General features: G+C 56.1%; 16 protein-coding genes. 8 read left to right on the top strand and 8 right to left on the bottom strand.

Going from position 1 to position 25,046, the window contains the following annotated elements; translation table 11 throughout:
• Window positions 1–51 precede the first annotated feature (51 nt).
• The 5 genes from ahpF (at window position 52) to CUZ56_RS11690 (ending at window position 7,017) form a co-directional block, all read left to right on the top strand.
• On the top strand, window positions 52–1,614 hold the full coding sequence (ahpF, locus tag CUZ56_RS11710) for an alkyl hydroperoxide reductase subunit F (protein ID WP_126980586.1): 1,563 nt from the start codon (window positions 52–54) through the stop codon (window positions 1,612–1,614).
• Between the two features lie 392 nt (window positions 1,615–2,006).
• Window positions 2,007–3,485: a hypothetical protein gene (locus CUZ56_RS11705; RefSeq protein WP_126980585.1), complete on the top strand. Its 1,479-nt coding sequence runs from the start codon at window positions 2,007–2,009 to the stop codon at window positions 3,483–3,485.
• 228 nt (window positions 3,486–3,713) lie between these two features.
• On the top strand, window positions 3,714–4,700 hold the full coding sequence (locus CUZ56_RS11700; protein WP_126980584.1) for a tripartite tricarboxylate transporter substrate binding protein BugE: 987 nt from the start codon (window positions 3,714–3,716) through the stop codon (window positions 4,698–4,700).
• Window positions 4,701–4,916: 216 nt separating this feature from the next.
• Entirely contained in the window at window positions 4,917–5,411 is a 495-nt protein-coding gene (locus tag CUZ56_RS11695) for a tripartite tricarboxylate transporter TctB family protein (protein ID WP_126980583.1), read from the top strand.
• Window positions 5,412–5,430: 19 nt separating this feature from the next.
• Window positions 5,431–7,017, top strand: a complete 1,587-nt coding sequence (locus CUZ56_RS11690; protein WP_126980582.1) for a tripartite tricarboxylate transporter permease — start codon at window positions 5,431–5,433, stop codon at window positions 7,015–7,017.
• Window positions 7,018–7,070: 53 nt separating this feature from the next.
• Here the strand turns inward: CUZ56_RS11690 and CUZ56_RS11685 are convergent, their stop codons facing one another.
• The gene (locus tag CUZ56_RS11685) at window positions 7,071–7,853 is read right to left on the bottom strand and encodes an AraC family transcriptional regulator (RefSeq protein ID WP_126980581.1); all 783 of its coding nucleotides are present in this window, start codon (window positions 7,851–7,853) and stop codon (window positions 7,071–7,073) included.
• 152 nt (window positions 7,854–8,005) lie between these two features.
• Here CUZ56_RS11685 and CUZ56_RS11680 point away from each other — a divergent pair, with 152 nt between their 5' ends.
• The 3 genes from CUZ56_RS11680 (at window position 8,006) to nrdG (ending at window position 12,267) form a co-directional block, all read left to right on the top strand.
• Window positions 8,006–8,953, top strand: a complete 948-nt coding sequence (locus tag CUZ56_RS11680; protein WP_204250893.1) for a DMT family transporter — start codon at window positions 8,006–8,008, stop codon at window positions 8,951–8,953.
• 336 nt (window positions 8,954–9,289) lie between these two features.
• Window positions 9,290–11,542 carry an anaerobic ribonucleoside-triphosphate reductase gene (gene nrdD, locus CUZ56_RS11675; protein ID WP_204250894.1) on the top strand — a complete coding sequence of 751 codons (2,253 nt, stop codon included), beginning with the start codon at window positions 9,290–9,292 and terminating at the stop codon, window positions 11,540–11,542.
• Between the two features lie 65 nt (window positions 11,543–11,607).
• Window positions 11,608–12,267, top strand: coding sequence for an anaerobic ribonucleoside-triphosphate reductase-activating protein (nrdG, locus tag CUZ56_RS11670; RefSeq protein WP_126980579.1), 660 nt, complete (start codon window positions 11,608–11,610; stop codon window positions 12,265–12,267).
• A gap of 82 nt (window positions 12,268–12,349) precedes the next feature.
• Here the strand turns inward: nrdG and CUZ56_RS11665 are convergent, their stop codons facing one another.
• From CUZ56_RS11665 to CUZ56_RS11635, 7 genes are all read right to left on the bottom strand, one after another.
• Entirely contained in the window at window positions 12,350–12,673 is a 324-nt protein-coding gene (locus CUZ56_RS11665; RefSeq protein WP_126980578.1) for a hypothetical protein, read from the bottom strand.
• Window positions 12,674–12,765: 92 nt separating this feature from the next.
• Window positions 12,766–13,089 (bottom strand): hypothetical protein, encoded by a 324-nt coding sequence (locus CUZ56_RS11660; RefSeq protein WP_126980577.1) that lies wholly within the window; start codon window positions 13,087–13,089, stop codon window positions 12,766–12,768.
• A gap of 105 nt (window positions 13,090–13,194) precedes the next feature.
• Window positions 13,195–13,548 (bottom strand): hypothetical protein, encoded by a 354-nt coding sequence (locus CUZ56_RS11655; RefSeq protein WP_126980576.1) that lies wholly within the window; start codon window positions 13,546–13,548, stop codon window positions 13,195–13,197.
• 601 nt (window positions 13,549–14,149) lie between these two features.
• Entirely contained in the window at window positions 14,150–16,543 is a 2,394-nt protein-coding gene (gene pbpC, locus CUZ56_RS11650) for a penicillin-binding protein 1C (protein ID WP_126980575.1), read from the bottom strand.
• On the bottom strand, window positions 16,540–17,355 hold the full coding sequence (locus tag CUZ56_RS11645; protein ID WP_126980574.1) for a transglycosylase domain-containing protein: 816 nt from the start codon (window positions 17,353–17,355) through the stop codon (window positions 16,540–16,542). Before CUZ56_RS11645 ends, pbpC begins: the two co-directional genes overlap by 4 nt.
• Window positions 17,356–17,431: 76 nt before the next feature.
• Window positions 17,432–18,226: a transglycosylase domain-containing protein gene (locus CUZ56_RS11640; protein ID WP_126980573.1), complete on the bottom strand. Its 795-nt coding sequence runs from the start codon at window positions 18,224–18,226 to the stop codon at window positions 17,432–17,434.
• A gap of 113 nt (window positions 18,227–18,339) precedes the next feature.
• On the bottom strand, window positions 18,340–24,504 hold the full coding sequence (locus tag CUZ56_RS11635) for an Ig-like domain-containing alpha-2-macroglobulin family protein (RefSeq protein WP_126980572.1): 6,165 nt from the start codon (window positions 24,502–24,504) through the stop codon (window positions 18,340–18,342).
• Window positions 24,505–25,046 lie beyond the last annotated feature (542 nt).

Here is a 25,046-nt window from a genome sequence, read left to right as displayed (position 1 = left end):
CCGGGCTTTTTTACAAATACAAACACATCAACAAGAAAGGTACTGGTCATTATGTTGGATGCTGCACTCAAAAGCCAATTACAGACGTACATGGAAAAGATCGTTCGTCCGATCGAGATCGTTGCCTCTGTGGACGGCAGCGAAAAGTCGAACGAAATGCTGGCATTGCTGTCGGAGGTTGAGTCGCTTTCAGACCAAGTGACGCTGAAAATCGTAACCAACGATGTTCAGCACAAGCCTTCGTTTTCTTTGAATTCCCCCGGAGAAAAAATCAGCCTGCGGTTTGCCGGGATTCCGATGGGGCATGAATTCACTTCGCTGGTTTTGGCGTTGTTGCAAGTCGGTGGTTATCCGGTCAAGCTGGATCCCAGCGTGGTTGAGCAGGTCAAGGCGATTAAGGGCAAATATAACTTTACGGTGTATATGTCGCTTTCCTGCCAGAACTGTCCGGAAGTGGTGCAGTCGCTCAATACCATGGCGGTGCTCAATCCGAGCATTCATGTGGAGTCGATTGATGGTGCGCTGTTCCAAGATGAAGTGGACCGTTTGCAGATCATGGCAGTTCCCACCATCTATCTCAATGGCGAGGTATTTGGCCAGGGGCGTATGGGTGTGGAAGAATTTTTGGCCAAGCTGGATACCGGCAGCGCGCAGCGCGAAGCCGAAAAACTCAACGCCAAGGGCGTGTTTGACGTGCTGGTGGTTGGCGGTGGCCCGGCCGGGGCGGCAGCTTCGATTTATGCCGTACGCAAAGGGCTGAACGTCGGCGTGGCGGCACAGCGTTTTGGCGGGCAGGTGCTTGATACCCTGTCGATTGAGAACTTTATTTCCGTGCAGGAAACACAGGGGCCGGAGCTGGCTGCTGCGCTGGAAGCGCATACCCGCAGCTACGATGTCGATATCATGAACCTGCAGACGGCCAGCAAGCTGGTGCCCGCAGACGATGGTATAACGATCGAGTTTGAAAGCGGTGCCAAGCTCAAGGGGAGAACGGTTGTCATTTCTACCGGGGCCCGTTGGCGCGATATGAATGTGCCCGGTGAAAAAGAGTACCGTACCCGGGGTGTGACGTACTGCCCGCACTGCGATGGCCCGCTGTTCAAGGGCAAAAATGTGGCGGTGATCGGTGGCGGTAACTCAGGTGTTGAAGCCGCGATTGATCTGGCCGGTGTGGTGGAGCATGTGACGCTGCTGGAGTTCTCTGAAGAGATGCGTGCCGATGCGGTGTTACAGCGCAAGCTGCGCAGCCTGCCGAATGTGGCGGTGCTGACCAATGCACAGACGACCGAAGTCGTGGGCAATGGTAAAAAGGTCACTGGCCTGAATTACAAAGACCGAGTCACCGGCGAAGCCAAGAGCATTGACGTGGAAGGTATTTTTGTGCAGATTGGCCTGTTGCCCAATACCGACTGGCTCAAAGGCACGGTGGATCTGAACTGGCGCGGGGAAGTGGTGGTGGGCAAACACGGCGAGACCAATGTGCCGGGCGTTTATGCTGCCGGCGACTGTACCGATACGGCTTACAAGCAGATTGTGGTTGCCATCGGCTCAGGGGCCACAGCGGCATTGGGTGCTTTTGACCACCTGATCCGCGCCACTGCGCCTAAAGAATAACGAATCTGTAACTGCTGGATCGTTGTCGACCCGAAGGGAGCTCGCAAGAGCTCCCTTTTTTATGGTGTTCAATCGTTATGCATAAGCAACATGTGTTATATCGCGTTGTATATATGTGTTATATTATGCATTCATTGCATGAATATAAAACTGTGATGTGCATCATGCTGTGGAGGTTTGCCTGCGCCAATTGGGGTCAGGAGTTTTGATCCCATAGATGCAGCAGCCATTCCGTTGGGAAGCTGAGCCGGGCAAGTACGCCACGGGGCGACAGGTAGAGTACCTACTGTTAGGCGGTGGTAGCCTGTTGATTGCGGTGCAGATAGAACCGATGCGTTAAATATGCGGTTTTGTTTTGGGGTTGGGTTGAAAAAGTGATAACAGGAGTGGATATGAATATCAGAATGCTATCGGGAAGTGTTGCGGCAGCCTTGATGCTGTCTGTTTCAGCATGGGCTGGGGCTGAGCCTGTGAGAACAGAGCTGCTGCCACCTGTGGCAGAAATATTGCATCCACCCAAACCGGATGCAGCGGTGCTCAGGCAGGATGTTTATGCCGGTCTGCTGGCGATCAATGCGCCGGAAGGTGTGGATTTCATGGCAGCAGGCAGCCGGATCGCACAGGATAACTATGCGCGCCTGGAACAGATGATCGCAACCCAAAATACCGATTTGAAAGTGCCGGAAATCACAAGCTATTACGACGGGCGGGCGCGACAGGAGCTTGACCTGATGGTGGGTGGAGAGCGGTTTGCGTTTCCGTGCACCAATCTGCAAGCGCATGATTGTGTGGCGCAGACACTGGCGCAAAAAGCGGCCATCCATACGCTGGTGGCCAACAATGCGGCAGCACTGGACAGGTATTTGCAGGTGACCAGCCTGCCGTATTATGGAACCTACCTGTACACAGCCAGTGATTATTTGCCTTCGTACCAGTATGTCACTATTCTGTCCAGTCTTCGCCTGGCACAGGCGATGGAGGCGTTTGAGGCGGGAGATGCTGCACAGGGGTTTGTGATTTTGGAGCAGGAGAGGGCATTCAGCGACAGAATGCTGGCGCATGACCGTACGCTGATCGGGCAGATGATTGCCATACGGCGTTTATATAACTATTTCCATGCGGTCAATGCGCTGATGGATATGCCTTTTATGCAGGAGCATATCGCGACCAAACGCTTCACCACATTGCTGACTCCACTGACCGATGAACAGCAAAAGGGCATGGTAGGAGCATTGATGAGTGAGCGTGATTTTGGCATACAGATGTTCTATGCCCTGAATAAAGAGACAGCCATGGATCAGGTGAGTCTGCTGATGGGGGAGCACACTCCTTCATCCGATATAGATAAGGCCTTATTTGCGCAGCAATACGATGGCAATGCCACCAGCAATATTTATTATCTGTCGTTTCAGCCGGTGATTGAAAGGGCTTCATTGACATTGCCTCAGGTGTCTGAGTTGTTCAGACAGGGGCGGTTGACGCAGACTTCGGAACAAATGGCGGCTGTCATGCAGCAGCAGTTTGCACTGGCTGACCAAAGCAATGCACCGGGCAATATGGTCGGGAGAATTCTGGTGGAAACGGCATTGCCCCGCATGGATGATTATCTTGGCAGGCTTTACGATGTGCAGGTGTATATGGCGCTGGTCAATGCCAAGCAGCGCATGCTGTGGGCTGGAGTTGATACAAAGAATGCCGAAGCGGTCAATGCATTTCTGCAAAAGCTGGAAGCACAGGGGTTGAACCCCTATACGCAGCAGCCTTTTGCGTGGGATGCCGCAACGCATTTGCTGAGTACGCCCTGGGTGGATAAAACGGCATCTGCCAGGCTGGCTGAAGGTGCTGCACGCATGGCGGTGCATATCCGATAAGCGATATAACATGAACTGTGCACAATAAAAAGACAGTGTGTTGCAGCAGAGGGCCCAGGCCCTCTTTTTTTATGCCCACATAAAAATTGGCTAGGGTTTTCATGGGTGTGGGTAATCTCATCACACAGGATTCTGTAGGGAAAGTCCGCATGACAGGGAATTATTTCTTTGGCATTGTTACGGTTTCGCAAACGACAACCGGGCACTGGATGCCGTGAAGGAGTACACATGAAACGACGTCAACTGATCAGCGCTGTCACTGCCGGTATGGCACTGGCCGGTATGCATACATGGGGTTGGGCGCAGGGCAGTTATCCTGCTAAAGGCCGTAATATACGGCTGATTGTTCCGTTTGCCGCCGGTGGTACAACAGATATTGTGGCGCGTGTGGTCAGTGATCCGATGTCGCGCGAGCTGGGCTCAACCATTGTGGTGGAAAACAAGGGCGGTGGCGGCGGCGTGATTGGCGCGCTTGATCTGATGCGCGCGCGTCCTGACGGTTATACGCTTGGCGTGGCAACGGTGTCCACGACGGCAACCAATCCGGCGATTAATCCCAAAGTAGGGTATGACCCGGTGAAAAATTTCACCCCGATTGTGAACCTGGCAGCCACCCCGAATGTGATTGCGGTGAATCCGTCGTTTCCGGCCAAAAATCACGAGGAGTTCGTTGCCGAGATTAAAAAGAACCCGGAGAAATACAGCTATGCCAGTACCGGGCAGGGTTCCATCACACACATGCTGATGGAGTTGTACAAGAGCCTGACCGGCTTGAATGTCAAACACATTCCGTACCGCGGTGCCGGCCCGGCGCTCAACGATGTGGTGGCTGGGCATGTGCCAATGCTGTTTGACAACCTGCCTTCGTCGTTGCAGTTTATTCAGGCCGGCAGGCTGGTGCCGATTGCTGTTGCAGCGCCTCAGCGTTTAGCGATTCTGCCCGATGTGCCGACGTTCAAGGAGCTGGGGCTTGAGCCGGTGAACCGCATGGCCTATTACGGCCTGGTCGGGCCGGAAAAGCTGCCGCAGGAGGTTGTGCAGGTGATCAATGCCGCCGCATTGGTTGCACTCAAGGAGCCGGAGGTGATCAAGCGCATTGAAGATACCGGCTCTATGGTCATTGGCAATACCCCGGCTGAGTTTGCCAAGCAGATTCAAGACGAGTATCAGGTCTACCGCGAAGTGGTGGAAAAACAGGGCCTGCAAATTTCATGACATTGGTGAACCGTATCGGTTCAATGCGATAGCAGAATTGTTGTGTCTGGTCTGGTGCTGCCAGAGGGGGTGCCGTGTGCTTGTATGTCTCTGGCTGCCTCAACCATTGGCCGCAACGGTGGACACAGCAATTCCGGAAAACGCCGCATTTGCCGCTTGTGTGCCGCAGCACCGCATGGCAAAGGTCTTTTGGTTTTCGGATAAGGATAATGGTTCATGAAAGTACGTGATTATCATGACGTCATCGGTGGCGTTTTTCTGATAGCGGTTGGTTTGTTTTTTGCGCTGTATGGCAGAAATTATGAATTTGGCACCACCTCTGAGATGGGGCCCGGTTACTTCCCGGTGCTGTTAGGTTGGGTGCTGGCATTTCTGGGCGTGGTGGTGGCACTGCCGGCATGGTTCAAGGAAGGCAAGCCGATCAAGGTCAAGTGGAAGAATGCCTTTTTTGTGGTGATCAGTCTGCTGCTGTATGGTTTTTTGCTGGATAAGCTGGGGCTGGTGATTTCTACTTTTGTGACGGCACTGCTGTCTTCTTACGCCGCCAAGGATATGAAGCGGCTGGAGCGCATTGTGGTGTGCGTGGCGATTACCGCAATTACCGTGGCGGTTTTCAAGTATGGGCTCAATATGTTTATTCCGGTGTGGCCGGACATGTACAACATCACGGCTTTTTTGCAGCAGGTCGGTCTGATGCAGCCTAACGGATAAATAATGGAGTGACTGAACCATGCTTGAAAACCTGATTCTTGGATTCCAGACCGCCATCTCGCTGACCACGCTGTGGTATTGTTTTCTCGGTGTGCTGCTGGGCATGATCATTGGTGTGCTGCCCGGTATTGGCTCGGTGGCGGCGATTTCTCTGCTGTTGCCGTTTACGTTCAATATTGATCCGATCTCGGGCATTGTGATGCTCGCTGGTGTTTATTATGGCGGGCAGTATGGCGGTTCGACCGCATCCATTTTGCTGAATCTGCCGGGAGCGCCTTCTTCGGCGGTGACGTGTCTGGACGGCTACCCGATGGCGAAAAAAGGCAAGGCCGGGTTGGCGCTGTTCATCACGACGATTGCATCGTTTGTCGGGGCGCTGATCGGGCTGGTGTTGCTGGTGCTGTTTTCGCCGGCGCTGGCGCAGGCGGCCCAGCAGTTCGGGCCGGCCGAGCTGTTTTCGATGATGCTGCTGGGGTTGGTGGCGGCTTCCACACTGTCTTCGGGTTCACCGGCCAAGGGGCTGGCAATGGTGGTGCTGGGGCTGCTGATCAGCATGGTGGGCAGTGATGTGCAAACCGGTGAGTTCCGCTTTACGTTTGAGCGGCCGGAGCTGATGGACGGCATCAAGCTGGTGGCGCTGGCGATGGGGTTGTTCGGGATTGCCGAGCTGATCAACAGCATCAATATTCCGCATGACACCAGCCTGATGAAAAAGAAGATCACCATGCGTTCCATGCTGCCGACCAAGGAGGAGTGGAAGCGTTCGGGCATGCCGATGTTGCGCGGCAGCGCGATTGGTTCTTTCTTGGGCACGTTGCCTGGGGTGGGGCCGTCGATTGCGTCGTTCATGGCTTATGCCACAGAAAAGAAGGTGGCCAAGCATAAGAAGGAGCTGGGGCAGGGCGCGATTGAAGGCGTCAGTGCGCCGGAAGCGGCCAACAATGCGGCGGTGCAGACGGCGTTTGTGCCTTCGCTGTCGCTCGGGCTGCCGGGGGATGCTGTGATGGCCATCATGCTGGGGGCGCTGATGATCCATGGGATTCAGCCCGGGCCGATGCTGATCTCTGAACAGCCCGGGCTGTTCTGGGGGCTGGTGATCAGTTTCATCATTGGCAATGTTATTTTGCTGATTTTGAATATTCCGCTGATCAGCATATGGGTCAGTATGTTGAAGATTCCGTTTAAATGGCTGTTTCCGGCGATTCTGATTTTCATTTGCCTGGGTGTGTTCAGCGAGCAGAATAATTATTACGATATTTACATGGCGGCCATCATCGGCATGGTGGGTTATTTTCTGTATGTGCTGAAGTTTGAGCCCGCCCCGCTGCTGCTGGGGTATGTGCTGGGCGCACCGATGGAGGAGAACCTGCGGCGTGCGTTGCAGCTCAGCGGGGGTGATGGCATGACGTTTCTGTCGCGGCCGATCAGTGCGGTGTTTCTGGCATTTGCCGCACTGATTCTGTTATGGACAACCTGGTCGGCGCTCAAACGCATTGCCCGCAGCCATGAGCGGGCCGTGGAGCATGACCTTTCGCACGAGCATGAACACCCGCATGAAAATCCGCCTTCACCTGCGGTAACGCCGCAACTGGCCAAACAGGGCTAGGCGGTGTGGTATTTGTTTGGTGAGTAAGGGGGCGGATGCCCCCTGCCTGTGGCTTATGCGTTCTGTCGCAGTTCGCCGGGCGTGGTGCCGGTGGCTTTGCGGAACATGGCAATGAACGATGATGCGCTGGCGTAGCCCAGGTCCAGCGCAATGCTCTCCACCTTGTCGCCGGCTTCCAGCATGCCCATGGCTTTGATGATGCGCAGGCGCTGCCGCCATTCTGCCAATGACATGCCAAGCTCTTTGCGGCAGTAACGCATCAGTGTGCGTTCGCTGATGTGGGCCTGCTGAGCCAGTTCTGCCAGGGAGCGGTCGTCGGCCGGATTGGCCTGTAGTGTCTGTAGCAAGGGCGCCAGTACCGGATGGGTGGAGCCGGGCAGGTAGCTGCCGCTGCACGGGGCCTGCGCCAGTTGGTCCAGCAGCACCTGCAACAGGCGCTGTGTTTCGCTGCTGCGCAACTGGTGCTCGGGCACGCCGCGCAGGTGTTCCAGCAGGGCCCGCACCAGCGGCTCAATGGTCAGTGCGCACGGGTTGGCGGGTAAGTGGGCAACCAGTGCAGCGTCAATATACAAGGCACAAAAGCTGGTGCCGTGCAGGCTGGTGCATTCGTGTGCGGTACCCGGCGGCAGCCACAGGCCATACTGGGGTGGTGCCAGAAAATGCTGAGTGCCGGTTTTGATGTTCATGACACCGCAAAATGAGTAATAGAATTCGCCTCGGTCGTGCTGATGCGCATGGTAGCCGGAAGCGGCACGGATGACGTCATAGCGAAAGTGGATCGGCATCGGTGAAATGCCGTCAAAAGGCTGCATGCGTGTTCTGGCTGGCTTGGGCATTGTGTTCGCTCTGTGTTGATTGCAATTCGGCGATGGTGTCGCCATTGCATAACATGTTGTCACAATTTCATTATATCCATTGATTCAGTCACGGTGATACTGTTGTTCATGTTGAAGTCAAAAGCCGCCCGGCCCGGTGGCAGGTGTGTATCGTGAATGAGAGAAAAGATATAGACGGCAAAGCCGGTGCATTGATGCTGCTGCTGTGCGCCATTCTGGGGTTGCAGCAGGTGGTGATCAAAATGAGCGCGGCGGATATGTCGCCGATGATGCAGATTGCGCTGCGTTCCGGTGGCTCGGCGCTGCTGATGGCCGCTGTCGTGCTGTGGCGGCGCGACTGGATTTCCTGGCGCGCAACGATGGTGCCCGGTCTGCTGGCCGGGCTGATGTTTGCGCTGGAGTATTTTTTTGTGGCGCAGGCTTTGTTGTATACCAGCGCATCGCATGTGGTGGTGTTTTTGTATACGGCACCGGTTTTTGCTGCCTTGCTGTTGCACTGGCGGCTGCCGCAGGAACGGCTGACACGCCTGCAGTGGCTGGGGATTGCGCTGGCGTTTGGCGGGCTCGTTTATGCGTTTTTTGGCGGGGCATCCGGTGCAGGCACAGGCGGCGGGATTGCCGGTGAAGCTTTGAAGGGTGATTTTTATGCACTGTTGGCGGCAATGGCCTGGGCATGCAATACGGCGATTGTGCGCAGTTCGCACCTGTCGCAGACCCCGGCAGGGCAGACCATGCTGTATCACCTGCTGGTGACGTTTGTGCTGCTGACGCTTGCGGCGTTCTGGATGGGACAGCAGCATTTTGTGCTGACGCCGGTGGTGTGGGGCAGCCTGCTGTTCCAGACGCTGGTGGTGTCTTTTTTCAGCATTTTGATGTGGTTCTGGCTGTTGCGCCGTTATCTGGCGTCGCGCCTGGGTGTGTTTTCTTTCCTGACGCCGTTGTTTGGCGTCGGGTTTGGGGTGGTGCTGCTGAATGAGCGGCTGGAGCCGGGCTTTATCGTCGGTGCACTGGCGGTGTTTGCCGGTATCATGCTGGTCAGCACACACCAATGGGTAGCCAGATGGTTGCTGCGGGCAGCCGGTGTTCGCCAGGCGAAATAACTCTTTGGGTGTAAGGCGGACTGATCCCTGCGGGCTTCATGGTTTGTTGCCCAAGGGCAACTCTAGAAACTACTTGAAGAAAACGCCTAAATTGTTGAATCAAATCATGTAACTATGATTGCCACATACAAGAAAATGTTGGGCACCGTTTGATGAAGATCAAATAACTAGTACCTCCAGATGATGGACTAAACACTATAGATGGGGTATTATTCATTCCATCAACACTATATGTAGTGTTTCCCTGAATTATCATTCAAAAAAGGGATGCTCCCGGCTCCGTTGCTGCTGTGAGCCCATAATTTTGAAAAAACGAGGAGTGCTGCCGTGAATCCGATGGTGATTAAACGTGATGGTTGTCGTGTGCCGTTTGATGAAGTTTTCATCAGAAATGCAGTGGTCAAAGCGGCCAAAGCCTGCCAGGTAGATGACGATGCTTACTGTACGTATGTGGCCCATTGTGTGGCCGCGCTGATGCAGGGCAAGCCGACCGTGGATATTGCCGAGATTCAGGTCGCGGTGGAAAACCAGATGATGGCCGGCCCCTACAAGCAGATGGCGCGTGCCTATATTGAATACCGGCATGACCGCGATCTGGCGCGTGAACGCCGTGGCCGCCTGAATCAGGAAATCCGCGGACTGATCGAGCAAAGCAACATGACGTTGCTGACGGAAAACGCCAATAAGGACAGCAAGGTGATTCCGACCCAGCGCGATTTGCTGGCCGGTATCATTGCGCGCCACTACGCCAAAGAGCATATTCTGCCGCGTGATGTGGTGCAAGCGCATGAAAAGGGCGAGATTCATTACCATGACCTGGATTACGCACCCTTTTTCCCGATGTTCAACTGCATGCTGATTGACCTGAAGGGCATGCTGACCAAGGGCTTCAAGATGGGCAATGCCGAAATTGAGGAACCCCGGTCGATTTCCACCGCCACCGCGGTTACTGCGCAGATCATCGCGCAGGTGGCAAGCCACATTTACGGCGGCACCACCATCAATGGCATTGACACCATTTTGGAAAAATATGTCACGATGAGCTACAACAAGCACCTGAAAGTGGCGCAGGAGTGGCAGGTGGCAGATCCTTTGGCGTATGCCCGGGCGCGTACCGAAAAAGAATGTTATGACGCGTTCCAGTCGCTGGAGTATGAAGTCAATACCCTGCACACCGCCAACGGGCAGACACCGTTTGTGACGTTTGGCTTTGGGCTGGGCACCAGTTGGGAAGCACGGCTGATCCAGCAGTCTATCTTGAAAAATCGATTGGCCGGTTTAGGCAAGAATCACAAAACGGCTGTGTTTCCCAAACTGGTTTTTGCGATCAAGGAGGGCCTGAACCGCAAAGCGGAAGACCCGAACTATGACATCAAGCAACTGGCGCTGGATTGTGCCAGCAAACGCATGTACCCCGATATTTTGAACTATGACCGGGTGGTGGAAGTGACCGGGTCGTTTAAAACGCCAATGGGGTGTCGCAGTTTCCTGAGCCGTTACGAAGAGGACGGGCAGGAGGTGCATGACGGGCGCAACAACCTGGGGGTGGTGACCCTGAACCTGCCGCGCATTGCGCTGGAAGCCAAGGGCGATGAAAAGCATTTCTGGCAGTTGCTGGATGAACGGTTGGCAATTGCCAAAAAAGCACTGCTGACACGCATTGCACGCCTGGAAAATGTGAAGGCACGCGTTGCACCCATTCTGTACATGGAAGGGGCTTGCGGTGTGCGCCTGAAGGCGGACGACCCGATTGCCGATATTTTCAAAAACGGCCGTGCGTCGATTTCGCTGGGGTATATTGGCATTCATGAAATGATCAATGCGCTGTATGGGCAGCATGTGTATGACAGCGAACAACTGCGTGCCAAAGCGCTGGAAATTGTTGAATACCTGTCTGCGGCGACCAAACGCTGGAAAGCGGAAACCGGCTACGGCTTCAGCCTGTACAGCACGCCCAGCGAAAGCCTGTGCGACCGTTTTTGCCGGCTCGATATCAATGAGTTTGGTGAAATTGAGGGCGTGACCAATAAGGGCTATTACACCAACAGTTTCCACTTGGATGTGGAGAAGAAGGTGGACCCGTACGACAAGCTGGATTTTGAAGCGCCTTATCCGCACCTGGCCAGCGGCGGCTTTATCTGCTACGGTGAATATCCGAACATGCAGCATAACCTGAAAGCGCTGGAGGATGTGTGGGACTACAGCTACGAGCATGTGCCTTACTACGGAACCAATACGCCGATTGACGAGTGTTATGAGTGCGGCTACATGGGCGAGTTCCTGTGTACCAGCAAGGGCTTTACCTGCCCGAGCTGCCATAACCACGACCCGGCCAAGGTGTCTGTCACGCGCCGCGTGTGCGGTTACCTGGGCAGCCCCGATGCGCGCCCGTTCAACAAAGGCAAACAGGAAGAGGTGAAACGGCGCGTCAAGCATTTGTCCAACGGACAACTGGACGAGGGGCTGGACACGGAGTATGAAGCGGCTGAGCGGGAAGTGGCGGCCAAGGCCAAAAAGGTTTATCAGGAGCGTGTTTCTGAAAGCGATATGCAGGCCAAAAAGCAGAACGCCTGTTTGCCGGCTGAATGATAAAAGTACCGGCCTTGCAGCGCTGAATCTGCGCGGCAGGGCTGGCACAAGTAACGGGAAGCGTCATGAATTATCATAGGTATTATCCTGTCGATGTGGTCAACGGGCCGGGCACGCGCTGCGCCCTGTTTGTTGCCGGATGCATCCACAAATGCCAGGGGTGTTACAACAAGAGCACCTGGCGGCCTGATTCCGGCAAGCCGTTCACGCAGGAGGTGGAGGATAAGATCATTGCCGACCTGAAGGATAAACGCATCCATCGCCAGGGGTTGTCGCTTTCCGGCGGTGATCCGCTGTATCCCGGCAATGTGGCTGCGGTATTGAAGCTGGTACAGCGGGTGCGTGCGGAGTGTCCGGGCAAGGATATCTGGGCCTGGACAGGCTATACGCTCGATGAACTGGACAGCGAGCAGATGGCCGTGGTTGACCTGGTGGATGTGCTGATTGATGGCCGTTTTGTCGAGGCGCTCAAGGACGCCAATCTGGTCTGGCGCGGCAGCAGTAACCAGGTGATTCACGATTTGCGCAAAGAACGCCAGATACCGAAGCAAGAGGTGGCTGCACCGGTAGTGCGGGCTGACCTGCCAGCCGGTGTGCCTGCGGCTCAGAAAGCGCAAACACGTGTTGCTGCACTGAGCGTACAGCGCTGTGATGCCAGGGCCAGTAGCAGCCGTCAGCCGGAGGCCAGCGGTTGCGACCAGTTGTCACTGGGGTTTTCGCTTTGACGGTAGACCTGTTTCAGACCTAAACACGGTATGAAAAAAGCCATGCAATGCATGGCTTTCGTGTTATGGCAGCGCAAGGTTTTTACAGGTTGCTGCACTTGGCGTCGATCTGCTCCATTTTGCTGAGCATGGAGTTGAGGTCATTGATGGTTACTTCTGCGGGCAGTTGGTCTGAATTGTTCAGCGCGCTGATGAAAACAGCCCATTCCTTGGTGTTGAATTGCTGTGCCAGCGCGTCGGCAACGCAGCGGCAGCCGCCGTTGTCTTCGCCTTCTTCTGCGATACATTGCTGATAAACATATTCACGCAATTGTTGGGTGTCGTTCATGTCGGTGGGCTGGGCTGTAGCGCTCAGGCATACCCAAGGCAGGCATAACAGCAGCAAAATGTGTCGTTGGATGTTCATGGTGGCAATCGTGTGGTTTAGGGTTGCGGGTGAAATGAAAAGGAGCCTGAAATCCTGCGATATCAGGCCCCTGATGCGTATGCCGGCAGATTTTAATTGCCTGCTGGCTGGCAGCTTTGCAGCGCTGTTTGCAGCTTGGTGGCAAACTGCACCAGTTCTTCTTCGGTTGTGCCTGCCGGAGGTTCCGGCGCATCTTGCATGGCGGCAATAAAGATGGTCCATTCTTTGGTGGTCAGGTCTTTGGCCATGTTATCTGCCAGGCAGGTGCAGGACTGTGCCTGTTCGGCCGGGCACATGGTCATGACCAATTGCCGCATTTCTTCTTTGTTGTTGGGGTTGGGAGTTTGGGCGGCAGCCGTTCCAACAAAAAAGACGGTACTGATTGCCAGCAAAGAGAGTTGTTTCAAATTCATCATGTTTTCCTTGGTGTCAAAATCTATAGATCATGCGGGTGCGCTTGTCGGGTCAAATAATATATGTTCTGAAAACACAGCGCAACGCACACGCATTGTAAACGGAGTTTACCGGCTACAGACGCTGTCTGCACTGTTGAGCTTATTAGCCAACTGTTGCAGGTCACTGTCGGCAGTGCCTGCGGGTGGATTGGGGTCTTTGTTATAGGCGGCGTTCAGGATGCTCCATTCCTTGGCGGTCAGGGTCTGCAGCATCTGGTCGGCCAGGCAGTTGCATTTCTGTGCGTCGGCGCTGCAGATTTTCAGTGCCAGCTCGCGGTTGGACGGGTTGCCTGCGGCAGTCTGTGGTGCTGTGGGTTGCGCAGAAGGACGTGTCTCAGTGGCGGAAGTGGATGGCGCTGAGGTCTGGCATGCAGCCAAAGTGACACAAAGCAAGGCGGGAAGAAGAAATTGAAAACGCATGATCAGGTTATCCTTGGTTAATAAATGGTCAAAAATCTGTAGGGTTCAATAGCTGCCTGTTTCAATATGCTGGTTTGGCTGTTATGAAGGGTTGCAAACGCTGCCAGCATGGTTCTGTTTGGCGCGCGCAGGCTTTCCTGCTTAGCCTGTACTTTTAACTGGTAGCGGTGCATGGTTGGCTGGCAGCCAATGCACACAACGGCAAAACAAGTACGGGCTGAAAGCGCATGAAACGTGGTCTCCTTGTCTCACCCTGAGGGTGATGATAATGTGTTTATTATAGTGAGCCGTCACATTTTTGCATGTGAGGGAACGCGTGAGCATGGTCATTGCAGCGTTCATAAGGGAAAAGGCCGGGAATATGCACGGCTTGTTCACACAGATATACAGGCTTTTTCAACAACTTGCCAACAGGGTTATGCACAGGTTGCGGGGACGTTCCAGGCATCAATGCATCCCGGTGGCGTGGCTGTGACGGGGCGCTGCGTATTGCATTTGTGCGGTTACAGATTTGCCATATGAAAACCATTGGAAAACACCGTTGGAAAACCGTTGCAGCACAGTTGCCCTGCGGTACAGTTTCAAAAAAGTATGGCCTGTATCAGGGAGGAGTTGGATTCAGGCTGGCACCGCGTACTTCCAGTTGGATGCTGTCAAGCTCCTGGCCGCTGTGACGGTTGACCAGGGTAATGCGGTGGTGCCCGGGCACCGGCAGCCACGCGGCATTGGCACCTTCGGCAATGACGATGTCACCGATTTGCCAGCGGACATCGGGGTGGTTGCTGCGCAACCACAGGCGTTGGTTGGCAGGTGGTATGTCGGGGTCGAGCGCGATGATGGTGCCTGATACAGGGGATGTAATGCGGGCCGGTGCATCCGGGTCAAGCGCATGTGCTGCCGGGCTGACTAGGGCGGATGTTTTGATGACGTCGCGTTCGGTACCGGCAATGAACCACTCGGTACGCGTCGGCTCCAGAGGCGGCTCATAATGAATCTGTCTGCTGACGATGCCTTCGGGCGCGGGGGGGGCGGCCCAGTCGGCACCGTGGCCGTTATCCAGGTCACGCTGGTAGAGAAAGTTCATCACATCGCGCCATACCGGTGCTGCGCCGCTGGTGCCGGAAACGCCCCACATGGCTGCGCCGCTGGCATTACCGACCCAGACGCCAACGGTGTAACGGCGGCTGTAGCCAATGGCCCAGTTGTCGCGCATGTCTTTGCTGGTGCCGGTTTTGACCGCACTCCAGTAGCGGGTGTTGAGTTCACTGTCCAGGCCAAAGGTGGGAACGCGGGCTTCCCGGTCGGAGAGAATAGAGCCGATGATCCATGCGGCCTGTGGCCCGATGCCTGATGAATGCGTGGGCAGGTTCAGCGCATAAAGCGGGATGGTTGGTGGATTGGCCGGTGGGTTGGCGTTGGGGCTGGCAGGCGCTTGGTCAGGCGCATGAGACGTATAAGGTGTATGCTCTGGCGCTGTATCCAACGGGGCGGCTGAAGGCAGCGGCAGCCAGCGCACGGCAGCAACCTGGCCGCCGTTGGGCAGGGCACGGAAAGCGTTGGTGAGCGTCAGGAGGGTGACCTCGGCACTGCCCAGCGCCAGGCTGTAGCCGTAATAGTCGCCGCTTTCCTTGAGTGGCAGGCCCAGCGCCAGCAGTGTGCGCGAAAAGGCGTCCGGCCCGATCATGACCAGAGTGCGCACCGCAGGAATATTGAGTGATGAAGCCAGTGCCGTACGCACGCTGACCCAGCCTTTGAAGCTTTTGTCATAGTTTTGCGGCACATACAGGCCGCTGCCGACATTCAGGTTAACGGCCGAGTCGTCCAGCAACGAAGCGGCGGTCAGCCGGCGCTGTTCCATGGCCTGTGCGTACAAAAACGGTTTGAGTGTGGAGCCGGGCTGGCGCATGGCGGTGATGGCGTCAATTTCAGCCGCCTGTGAAATATCGGCACCGGACGACCCTACCCACACCAGCACTTCACCACTGGCGTTGTCGATGACGATGACGGCACCGTCTTCCACATTCTGCTCAGAAATTTCCAGCAGATGCTGGCGCAGGCTGTTCAGTGCAATGCGTTGCGCCTGGGCATCCAGCGTGGTGCGTACGGTTACTATGTCGTTGTTGGAAGCTGCCGCCGCGCTGAGCAGGCGCTGCGCCAGATGCGGCGCAATGCCTTCGGAGGGGGCTTGCCGCGGCAGGTTGAAGCGCACACGGATAAAGTCAGGCAGGGTCGTGCACTCTTGTTCGGCATTGTCTGCCTGCATGGCGTGCAGGATAGCGCAGGCCCGGCGTGCCACGGTGGCTTCAGAAGCATTGGGCGCACGGACCAATGCCGCTGCGATGGCGGATTCTCGCGCATTCAGGCCATTGGGGGCCTTGCCGAACAGGCCTTCAGACATGGCGCTGATGCCTACCAGCTCGCTGCGAAAAGGTACCATGTTCAGGTAGGCTTCCAGAATCTGGTCTTTTTGCCAATGGCGCTCCAGCGCTTTGGCCGCCACAGCCTGTTGCAGTTTTTGCCACAATGTGCGGTTGCCGCTGGAGGATAGCTCGGGGTGCCACAGCCCGGTCAGTTGCATGGTGATGGTGGAAGCACCGCGGGTTTGCGAGCCGCGCAGGTTGTTCCAGGCAGCCGCCATCGCGGCCAGCCAGTCGATACCGCCATGGGTATAGAAGTTTTTGTCTTCTGATACCAGCAGTGCCCGTTGCAGTGCCGGCGAAACATCGGCCAGTGTTGTCCATGTGCCCTGGCGGACATTGAAGTTAACCCGCAGCCGGTGCAGTGTTTCACCATGACGGTCCAGCAGCACAGCGTCTGACGGGTGATATGCCTGCCGCACTTCCTGATAGCTTGGTGACGGGGGCGCCTGAATCAGCAATATGGCCAGCAGAATCACCAGCACCAGCGTGCCGCTGCTGAGCAGGCCCAGTGTGATGCGCCAGAACCAGCGCCAGCCGGATGTTTTGGGGGTGTTGGGTGCAGAGGTGGCGTTCATGGTGAAGCGGGTATGCCGGGAATGGATGGTGGTGTGGCAGGGCTGGCAGTGCCTGGACGCGCCATATAGGTTTCTCTACGCTGATAGACAGCATGCGCCAGAGCTGGCAGTTCAGCGCAGTGCTGTTGTGCATTGGGAATACTGGCCTGCTGAAGTCTTGTGCAGCCAGTTTGAACCGCAGATTCTTCATGCCAGCTGACAGGGGTGCGCATGATGGCAACCAGAATGGCAGATTCGGGCACTGTCAACTGTTGCGGTTCTTTTTCAAACAGAATGTGCGAAGCAGCGTACAGCCCGTTAAGGCGGGCGCCGTAAAAACTCAGGTTGAAGCTGGCTTCGATGATCTGCGCTTTTGTCCATTGATGTTCAATGTCGGCTGACAGCGCACATTCGTAGAACCCTCTGGTCCATCGGCGTGTAAGTGGTGTGTTGTCATTGTAATAGCGCAATATACGGAGTGTGCGGGCCGAGGCGCCATGATAAGAACCCGTTGGGCTCTGGCGTGTTAACGGCACTAAATGCGACAGGCATGTGCCACTGACAGCAAGCTGCAGCAAGCCTGGTTGCTCACGCTGCCAAAAAGTGGGATCGTTCGTCTCTGCAAGGTATATGGCCTGCAGTTCAGCCGGAATGTGTTCAATGTTGACCCACCGGTTCAGCGCTGCATTTCCATTCGGATGAAACTGGTTTTTGAGTTGCTCAAATGCCGGTAATGGCGGTTTGGTGAACTGGACATATATGGCCAGCGCAATAAGCGCCAGTACCACCAGCCCAAATACAGCAAGTACCAGTTGTATCAGCAGTTTCACCATGTGAAGGCATCCTGTGCAAATTCAGGCGGTACAGCGGGACATAGCATGCCGGATGCATCCATGTATCAACAAGGCTTTAAAGCAGGTTGGCCGGTGCTGTCACAGGAGGCTCTGCCGGGCTTGCCGGGGCTGGCCTGGAAAAAACACGTGCCCGCTCAAAGCCACGCACCACCAGCGTTGTCAGTTTGGAGCACTCCTGTTCGGGCGACGGCACGTAGGAGGAGGCATACAGCAGATTACAGGCATTTTGGGTAATGGTGGCTTCTGAGGCATATGGTGCTGCAGCCAGGGCGGTCACAATGGCCGATTCAACAATGTTGAGTTGCATCGGAGGCTTCTGGAACAGTACCTGGGATGCGGTGGAGATGCCAATGATGTCGCTGTGATAGCGTGAGAGGTTGAAGTAGACTTCCAGCAGCTGATTGAAGGTGTAGGCCCGATCGAAATCGGCCACCGATGTGCAGAAGCTGAATTTGTTGAGCAGGGATTTGGAGTCGTCTGCAATGGATATCGGGCTTTGTGTTTGGATCATGGCGCGGGTGACCCGCCATGCCAGGTTGCTGTAGCCAAGGCCGTTGTTGGAGCCGCGTTCGATACACAAAGAGCCCGCAATGCCATCTGACCAGCCGGCTTTGCGCTCCGGAGTAAACCCGTTGGTGCCCAGAATGGTCATGTGCATGAGTTCGGTTGATATCTGGTCTACCGGAACCCAGCGTGTAATGCCACTGCGAAAGTTGTTTTCAAAGTGGTTTTGAATGCTTTCAAAAGAGGGAACGGCGGGCTTGGTCAGTTGCAGGAAAGAAACAAAGATGATCAGAGCCACCAGGACCAGTCCAAAGAGTTTGGATAGCAAAGAAAGAAGTGTTTTCATGATGGCGCGAATACCTGTTTAATGATCAAATACCAGTCAAAATACAACCCACAGACATGCGTTGGTGATTATACGAACGCATGTCTGTTTTCACAGTGTAACAGGCCGTCGGTTTAATGGCCTGCGGCAGGTGCCGGTTTGATGGTGACACTGGCGTTGGGCGATTCCCCGAACATTTCAGGCGCGTACATTGCTTCTACCCGGGTTGGCGGCAGTATGAATGTCCCGACGTTATTTAGCCGTACCGTGTATTCAATGCTGAAGGTGCCTTTGGGAACAAACTGGTAATAAGCCCTGAAGCCGTCCTGCGCGCGCTCCTGATATGCAAGCCAGGCCCGCCAGTTGTTGCCTGTGTTGCTGTCGGATGCCGGCGTGGGCGTGCTGGTGGCAATTTCAGAATCGCGCCCGAGCCCGGAGCCTAAAATGGTGGCGCCGCCCGGGATTGGGTCATTGACGACAACCCAGGTCATATCGGTCTGGGCATTGACTTCAATGCGCACGCGCCAGATGTCGCCACGCGAGACTTCGCCTTTTACCTGTTCATCGATCGGTGTGACGGTTTTGGTGATGCTGTAGCCGGCCGAGAAGGGGGCTTTCAGCGGCACGGCTGCCAGACTCTGGATAGTGGCCCAGGGTTTGCCGCTGCCATCCTGGTTCAGGATGACGGTGCTTTGCTGCGGTGGTGTCGGCCACGCCATAAACACTGAATTATTGGCAAACGAAGCTGCGGCTGAAGGCGCACCAAAGGCGACATTGGTTCCTGGCGCATGGGTACCGATGGCATTGTCGGTAATGCGGTGCACCAGTTTCCAGTCGACCGTGCCGGAGCCGGTTGTTTTTCCATCGGCATCGACCATACGTATCTGGGTCAGGCCGTGCACCGGCTGGTGTTCAAATTTGCGTGAGAACTGTTCCAGTGCAAAGCTGCCCCACAGGTTGGCCGTGGTGGTGTGCCAGGCGCCGTTTTGTTGCCGTGCAATAAAACCGGTTACCAGTTTGGGCAGGTCTTCCTGCCAGCCGTCATCGTTCAATGTGGCCAGCAACAGGTAGGCGGCATTCAGGTCGCTGTTCCACATCAGCCACCACCAGTAGTCATTTTCTTCGGTGGAAAAGCCCAGCCGTGTTCCGGCCACGTTCAGGCGTGAACGCAGAATCTGCTGTGCTTCGGCCATGCGCTCGTCACGGTTGGCAATGGATGGTGTGCGCTGCAGAATTTGCAGCCACTGGATCACACTGGTGGTAGGCCACTGGTTGGGTGCCAGAGTGATGGTGCTGAGCATGCGCGGGTGGAACTGGTTGTAGCGCGAGAGCGCTTCCATCGCGGCCAGGCGGCGCATATCCAGGTCTTTGCGCGGCGACCAGTAGTCGCGTTGGAGTTTGCCTTCGGCAAATTTAGCGAGGCCAGCCAGCATCGGTTTGCTGACTTCTGCTGGCAGCGCCAGTTCGGCATTGAGTTTGGACGCTTCGTCGGCAGAAGAAAGGATGTACGCGGTAAGGATATCGCTGCCGCGACGTGAAATGCTGCCTGACGGCGGGTAGTAATAGGCCAGGCCGTCTTCATCCAGATAAGAGGGAATGCGTGCTGCCAGCGCTTTCCAGCCCGCGGTGTCGCGGGTGCCAAGCTCAACGGAAACACGCTGCTCCAGGCAAATGTAAGGATAGCGGTTGAGCCAGTCGGTAATCGCCGGCAGCCCTTCGGCCAGGCGTGGCACCATGCTGATCTGGATGCCGCCGCGACCGGGCAGTCCGTCAGAAGGCGGCGCGACCGGAAGCTCCAGTGTGCCGTCCAGCTGTTTCAGCGTGGCCTGGCGCACCGTGATGGGTACGCCAGTGAGAATGCGCTGGCTGACCTTGATGGCATCTGTGGCGCCTTTTTCTGTACTGGTGTCTTTGGCACTGATTTCCCACGCCATTTGGCCCTGATACATGCCGGCGAGTTCTGCCGGAACGGTGACTTCCCAGACCGCTTCACGCGCCGAGTTGGCCGGAATTTCCAGCGTGATCGGCTCCAGCGTCAGGCCGGTGGCCGTGGCGCTGACATCCACTTTCATCGGCTGCTCGGTTGCGTTACGCACCGTGATGCCGGCGCGGTAGCTGTCGTCACTGCGCACCACCGGTGGCAGGCCGCTGATCAGTTGCAGATCCTGCGTGCTGCGGAACTTGGCGCTGCCGCTGCCAAAACGTGAACTGCCGTCCGCCGCAATGGCGACCACGCGGAAGGTGGTCAGGGAATCGTTCAGAGGAATATCAATGGTGGCCTGCCCGTTGGCATCCAGCTCGACGCTGGGGTTCCACACCAGCAGCGTGTCAAACAGTTCGCGCGCACTGGCACCGCCGTTACCGCCACCACCACCTGCGGGCAGTGCCTTGCGGCCATAATGGCGGCGTCCGATGATTTCCATTTGCGCGGTTGCAGTACGCACCCCCCAAGAGCGGCGCGTCAGCATGGCCGAGAGCAGGTCCCAGCTCTGGTTTTTCTTCAGTTCAAGCAGTGCTTCATCCACCACAGCCAGCGCTACATCGGCATGGGCCGCAGGCGTTCCATCAGGTAGTGTGATGGTGATGGTGGCTTTGGCTGTTGAGCGTACCTGATAGCTGGGCTGGTCGGTTGCCACCTGAACGTTGAGCTGGTAGGCCGGGTCAATAACACGGATTTCTGCCACCCCCAGCCGGTAGGCCGGTTTGCTCAGGTCAACCAGCGCAGTCGGCGGCGCGTAGTCGGCGTTGTTCTGAAAGTCATTCCACCACTGGTCGGTGTTTTTATAACCCCAGGTGAAAAAGCTGTACAGCGGCACTTCATGCAGGCGGCCACGCAGCACCAGAGCGCTGATGTAGACGTTAGGACCCCAGTGTTCGCCGACTTTGAGTTCAATGGTCGGGTTGCTGCCGCTCACAGGAACCACATGGCTTTCGATCACGCCTTCACGCTCTACGGTGACCAGTGCGGTGGCGTCACGGAACGGCATGCGCAGCTGGAAGCGTGCGGTGTCTCCCGGACGGTATTCGGGCTGTTCAGGCAGCAGGTCAATACGGTCACTGTCGCTGCCGCCGAACCACAGTTCGTCACGGCTCAAGACCCACAATGAGGTGAACGCCTGGGCCGTGCGGCCGGCTTCATCTTTTGCCACGGCAACCAGTTCAATCTGCCCGCCTTCGGTGGCCTGGCAGACAGAAACTGTCACACCGCTGGTGGTGGATGCCTCGGCGCAGGCGGCAAGCTGTTCAGGCGTGGGGCCGAACTTATGCGTGCAGGTCAGCAGCCCCTGCTCATCACTGGTGCCTGAGCAGATGGTGCCCAGGTCTTTGATCTCGGTATGGCTGTCGTAGGTGTAAAAACCGCCGACCAGGCGTTTGCGTGTGCTGGTGATCAGGCGCTGCTGGGCCCGGATTTCCATCGGCACACCGGCCTGCGGTTTGCCGTCGGTACTCAGGGCAATGGCCTGCAGCGTTACGTTGCTGTTTTTGACTGCAACCCAGTTATCGTTGCGAATACCTGCGACAACCGCTGCCGGCCACAGGGTTTCATTGCGGCGCAATGTGACAATTTCGCCGTTGGGGTCGGCAAAGCTGGCTTCCACCAGCAGGTCCTGAGCCCGGGTCACCACAGGAATCTGTGCGAGCGTGATCTGCCCGGAGCCATTGCGGTCCAGTGTCAGCGGCAGCTTGTCAGCAATCAGTTTTTGTCCTGTTGCGCTCGATGAAGCGGCTTCGTCACTGTAGTCGTCATCATAATCCTCGTCGCCATAGGAACGGCTGGGGTATGGCCCTGTTGGTGGCGGGTTAAACGAAAAGCGGCGGTCATAGTCGCGGAAGCTGATGCCGGTTTCGCGTACCACAGCGGAAATCTGCACCGGTAACTGTGCCGCGCCGCCGCCCGAAAGGTAATTGATCTGCAGCCCCAGCGGTACATCTTTGGGCTGGACCAGCGCTTTGCTGTCGCCCTGGGTGTTGACACTGATGCTGCCTTCAAATACGGGCAGACGGAATTCTTCCACCTGGAAACCGCCGGTGTAATAGCGGTCGTAAGAGTCGCCACCGGATTTGCGTGCCAGCGTAATGGTGTAGTTGCCCAGTTTGGCGGTGGCCGGAATTTCAAAAACACTGGATGCACTCAGGCCGCCACCGGTACGTTCCCACGTCAACGGCAGTGTGGTTTCTTGTCCGCTGCCCTGGTGGATGATTTTGACAATGTCGGGCAGGCGTCCTTCAGGCAGGGCGAATCCACCCAGGTTCAGGTCACGGATGAAATGCTTCATCGAGACGGTTTCCCCGGCGCGCAGCAGCGTGCGGTCAAATACGGTGGTGGCAACACTGCTGGCTTTCGGGCTGAAATTGGTCGGATAGCTGAAACGCCAGTACTCAATACCCCGGTCCCAGGTGGACAGCGTGAACGCCATGTCCATGCCGCCGGGGGCTTTTTCATCTGCCGCGCGGGCGCTGATGAACAGGAATTTTTCCCAGTTGCGACGGCCCGGGCATGTGCCATCAGGAAGCTGCTCGTCGATGTTGACAATGCCTTGCGCGTCGGTTTTGCCGCTGAAATACTCGGTGCCGTTGCAACCCAGAATACGCACTTCGGCATCGGGTACCGGCTTGCCTTCGTTGAGCGTGGTGACCCATACCAGTGAGTTTTCCCGGCCGATTTTGGCGTGCACGGCCAGGTTGGTGACCAGTACACCGGTGCGCACATACATGTTGCGCTGGCCGTATTCCGGCTCCAGCAGTGCGTCACCGAGTGCGGGTGAGGCCACTTCCAGCACATGGTAGCCAGGTTCGGTTAACGGAATGCCAATGACTTCAAACGGGCGTGTGGCACCCTGGCCGTCACCTTCTTGGGGCAGTTCGATGGGCTTGGCGCTGTTGATCTCTGCAAGCAATGATATTTCTCGCGTGGGCACCCAGGATTCTGCGCGGCCATTGTCAGGGTTGACGCGTGAAGGTATCTGCGCCTGCGGCATCAGGTTAGTGGCTTCGCTGCGGTCAATCCAGCCGCGGTTAAAGATGTCAACCGCACGCAGCCAGCGGATGATTTCTTTGTCAGAGGTCAGGCGGACATTGGAAACCGTACCCCGGTTGGCGGGCATGGATTGTGCGAGCACATCCAGCGTGTTTTCAACCCGGCGCACGGTCAGCGGCACCATGGGCGGCGCATCGGGTGTGCCATACAATTCGACGATGCCAAACGGAGCCGCTGCAAACTTGGCCAGCGGCGGCATTTCGGCGGTTGCCACGTTCAGCGGGAACTGGTCAGCATTGGCGAGTTTGCGCCCGCTGTCGTCCTGAATGTCGGCTGGCAGCACGACCTGAAAAGTGCTTTCCTCAGGCAGGGGCTTGGGGAACGATAGCCCATAAACCAGGCCGGATTGGCGGTCGTTATCGCTGATAATGGGCTGATAAGTCTGTCCGTTGCTGCCTTTGAGCACAATCTGCTCAGCCAAGGCCAGTGGCAGCATGGCGTTGAAGTTCAGGCGCATGGATTCCAGCGGCATGCAGGCGGCCTGGGCATTTTCGCGCACGCAGGAAAAATTGGCCTTGAATTCTTCGCGTACGGTGTAGTTGAATACTTTTTGTATGTTGTTGGTAATGTTGGTCGGTGTGGCAACGCCCTGGCCATATACCAGTTTGAATGCTGTATTGGGAGAAAGGCGTTGCTGGCATTGCAGTACCCAATACTGGGCCGGGTGTTCGGTGGCTTCCTTGCCCCAGCCGAAGTGCGTCAGGATCTTGGTGCGCTCATCACCCTCGATGATGTTGACCGGAATCTGCTCGCCGACCGCAGACGATTCACACCAGACATACTGGCTGATGGTCTGAGCGGTGGCGTCACCATTGAGGCGCAGGATAAAGGCCTGATCTTCGGCAATGGTATTGCCTTCCCACGGGCGGATGGTTTTCACGAACGGCCCGCCGGTATTGAAGTTGTAATGGATCTGACCGCTGTAGGCATTACCGGCAACGCTTTGAAGGTCTTCGGCGATTTTGGCGGTACATTTAACGCCGGGGGGCAGATCGCTCTTAAAGTCAAACACCCAGTTTTTTTCGTCCACCCAGCGGCCCTGGCCGCTTTCCAGAACGGCTGCTGGGTCACACACCAATGTCAGCGGCGCTGTCGCGTTCGAGTCTCCCATCGGGACCATGGCTTCATCAAACTTGACGGCAACCTGCCTGACCTGGGCAATTTCACCCTGTGGCGACAAGGCGGTGATTTGGGCCGCTTGTACGGACATGGCCGCCAGGCTCAGCGAAATCAGTGCAATAGCGTGTTGTATAGGTTTCATTGGGCTATTTGGTTTTCTGCAATATCGGGTTGTTTGATGAGGGGAGAGAACCACCTGCCATATTCATAAAATCAGAAGACCCGTGCCCAAGAGCACGCGGCAGGGAGAGTGGTTTCCCATGGTGTTGACGATGCTAGCATGAACCCGGTGCCTGTGCTAGCAGATGTCTGTGTTGGCAGTCAGGCTTCACAGGGACTTCACGAAAACTTCACAGAAGTTTCGTGCAGGCGCAATAGACTGGCATTTTGCATTAAAGGCGGCTCGCGTCCTTTTTTCTTTTTGGCGCTGTTTCAGGCCTTGCCCGGTCATGATGCGTTTGTGGAGGTGTCGGAACTGAGGGGGTGTGTATGATCCGGGCTGGAGGCAGCCGGTTTTTGTATCCGTTATCGCGAGATGCACAATACACGCGCGCACGGAAAGACAGAAAGAAAAACGGCCCATGCAAAAAATACATGAGCCTGGCCGACACTGCAGTTATGCGAAACAGGTTGAAGTTATTGATGTGCTAAAAACAACCTGAAAAGAGCGGAGAAATGAAAATG

This window comes from Saezia sanguinis (assembly GCF_003991585.1).
Lineage (GTDB): Bacteria > Pseudomonadota > Gammaproteobacteria > Burkholderiales > Burkholderiaceae_C > Saezia > Saezia sanguinis.
This window is presented reverse-complemented; position numbering and strand designations above follow the sequence as displayed.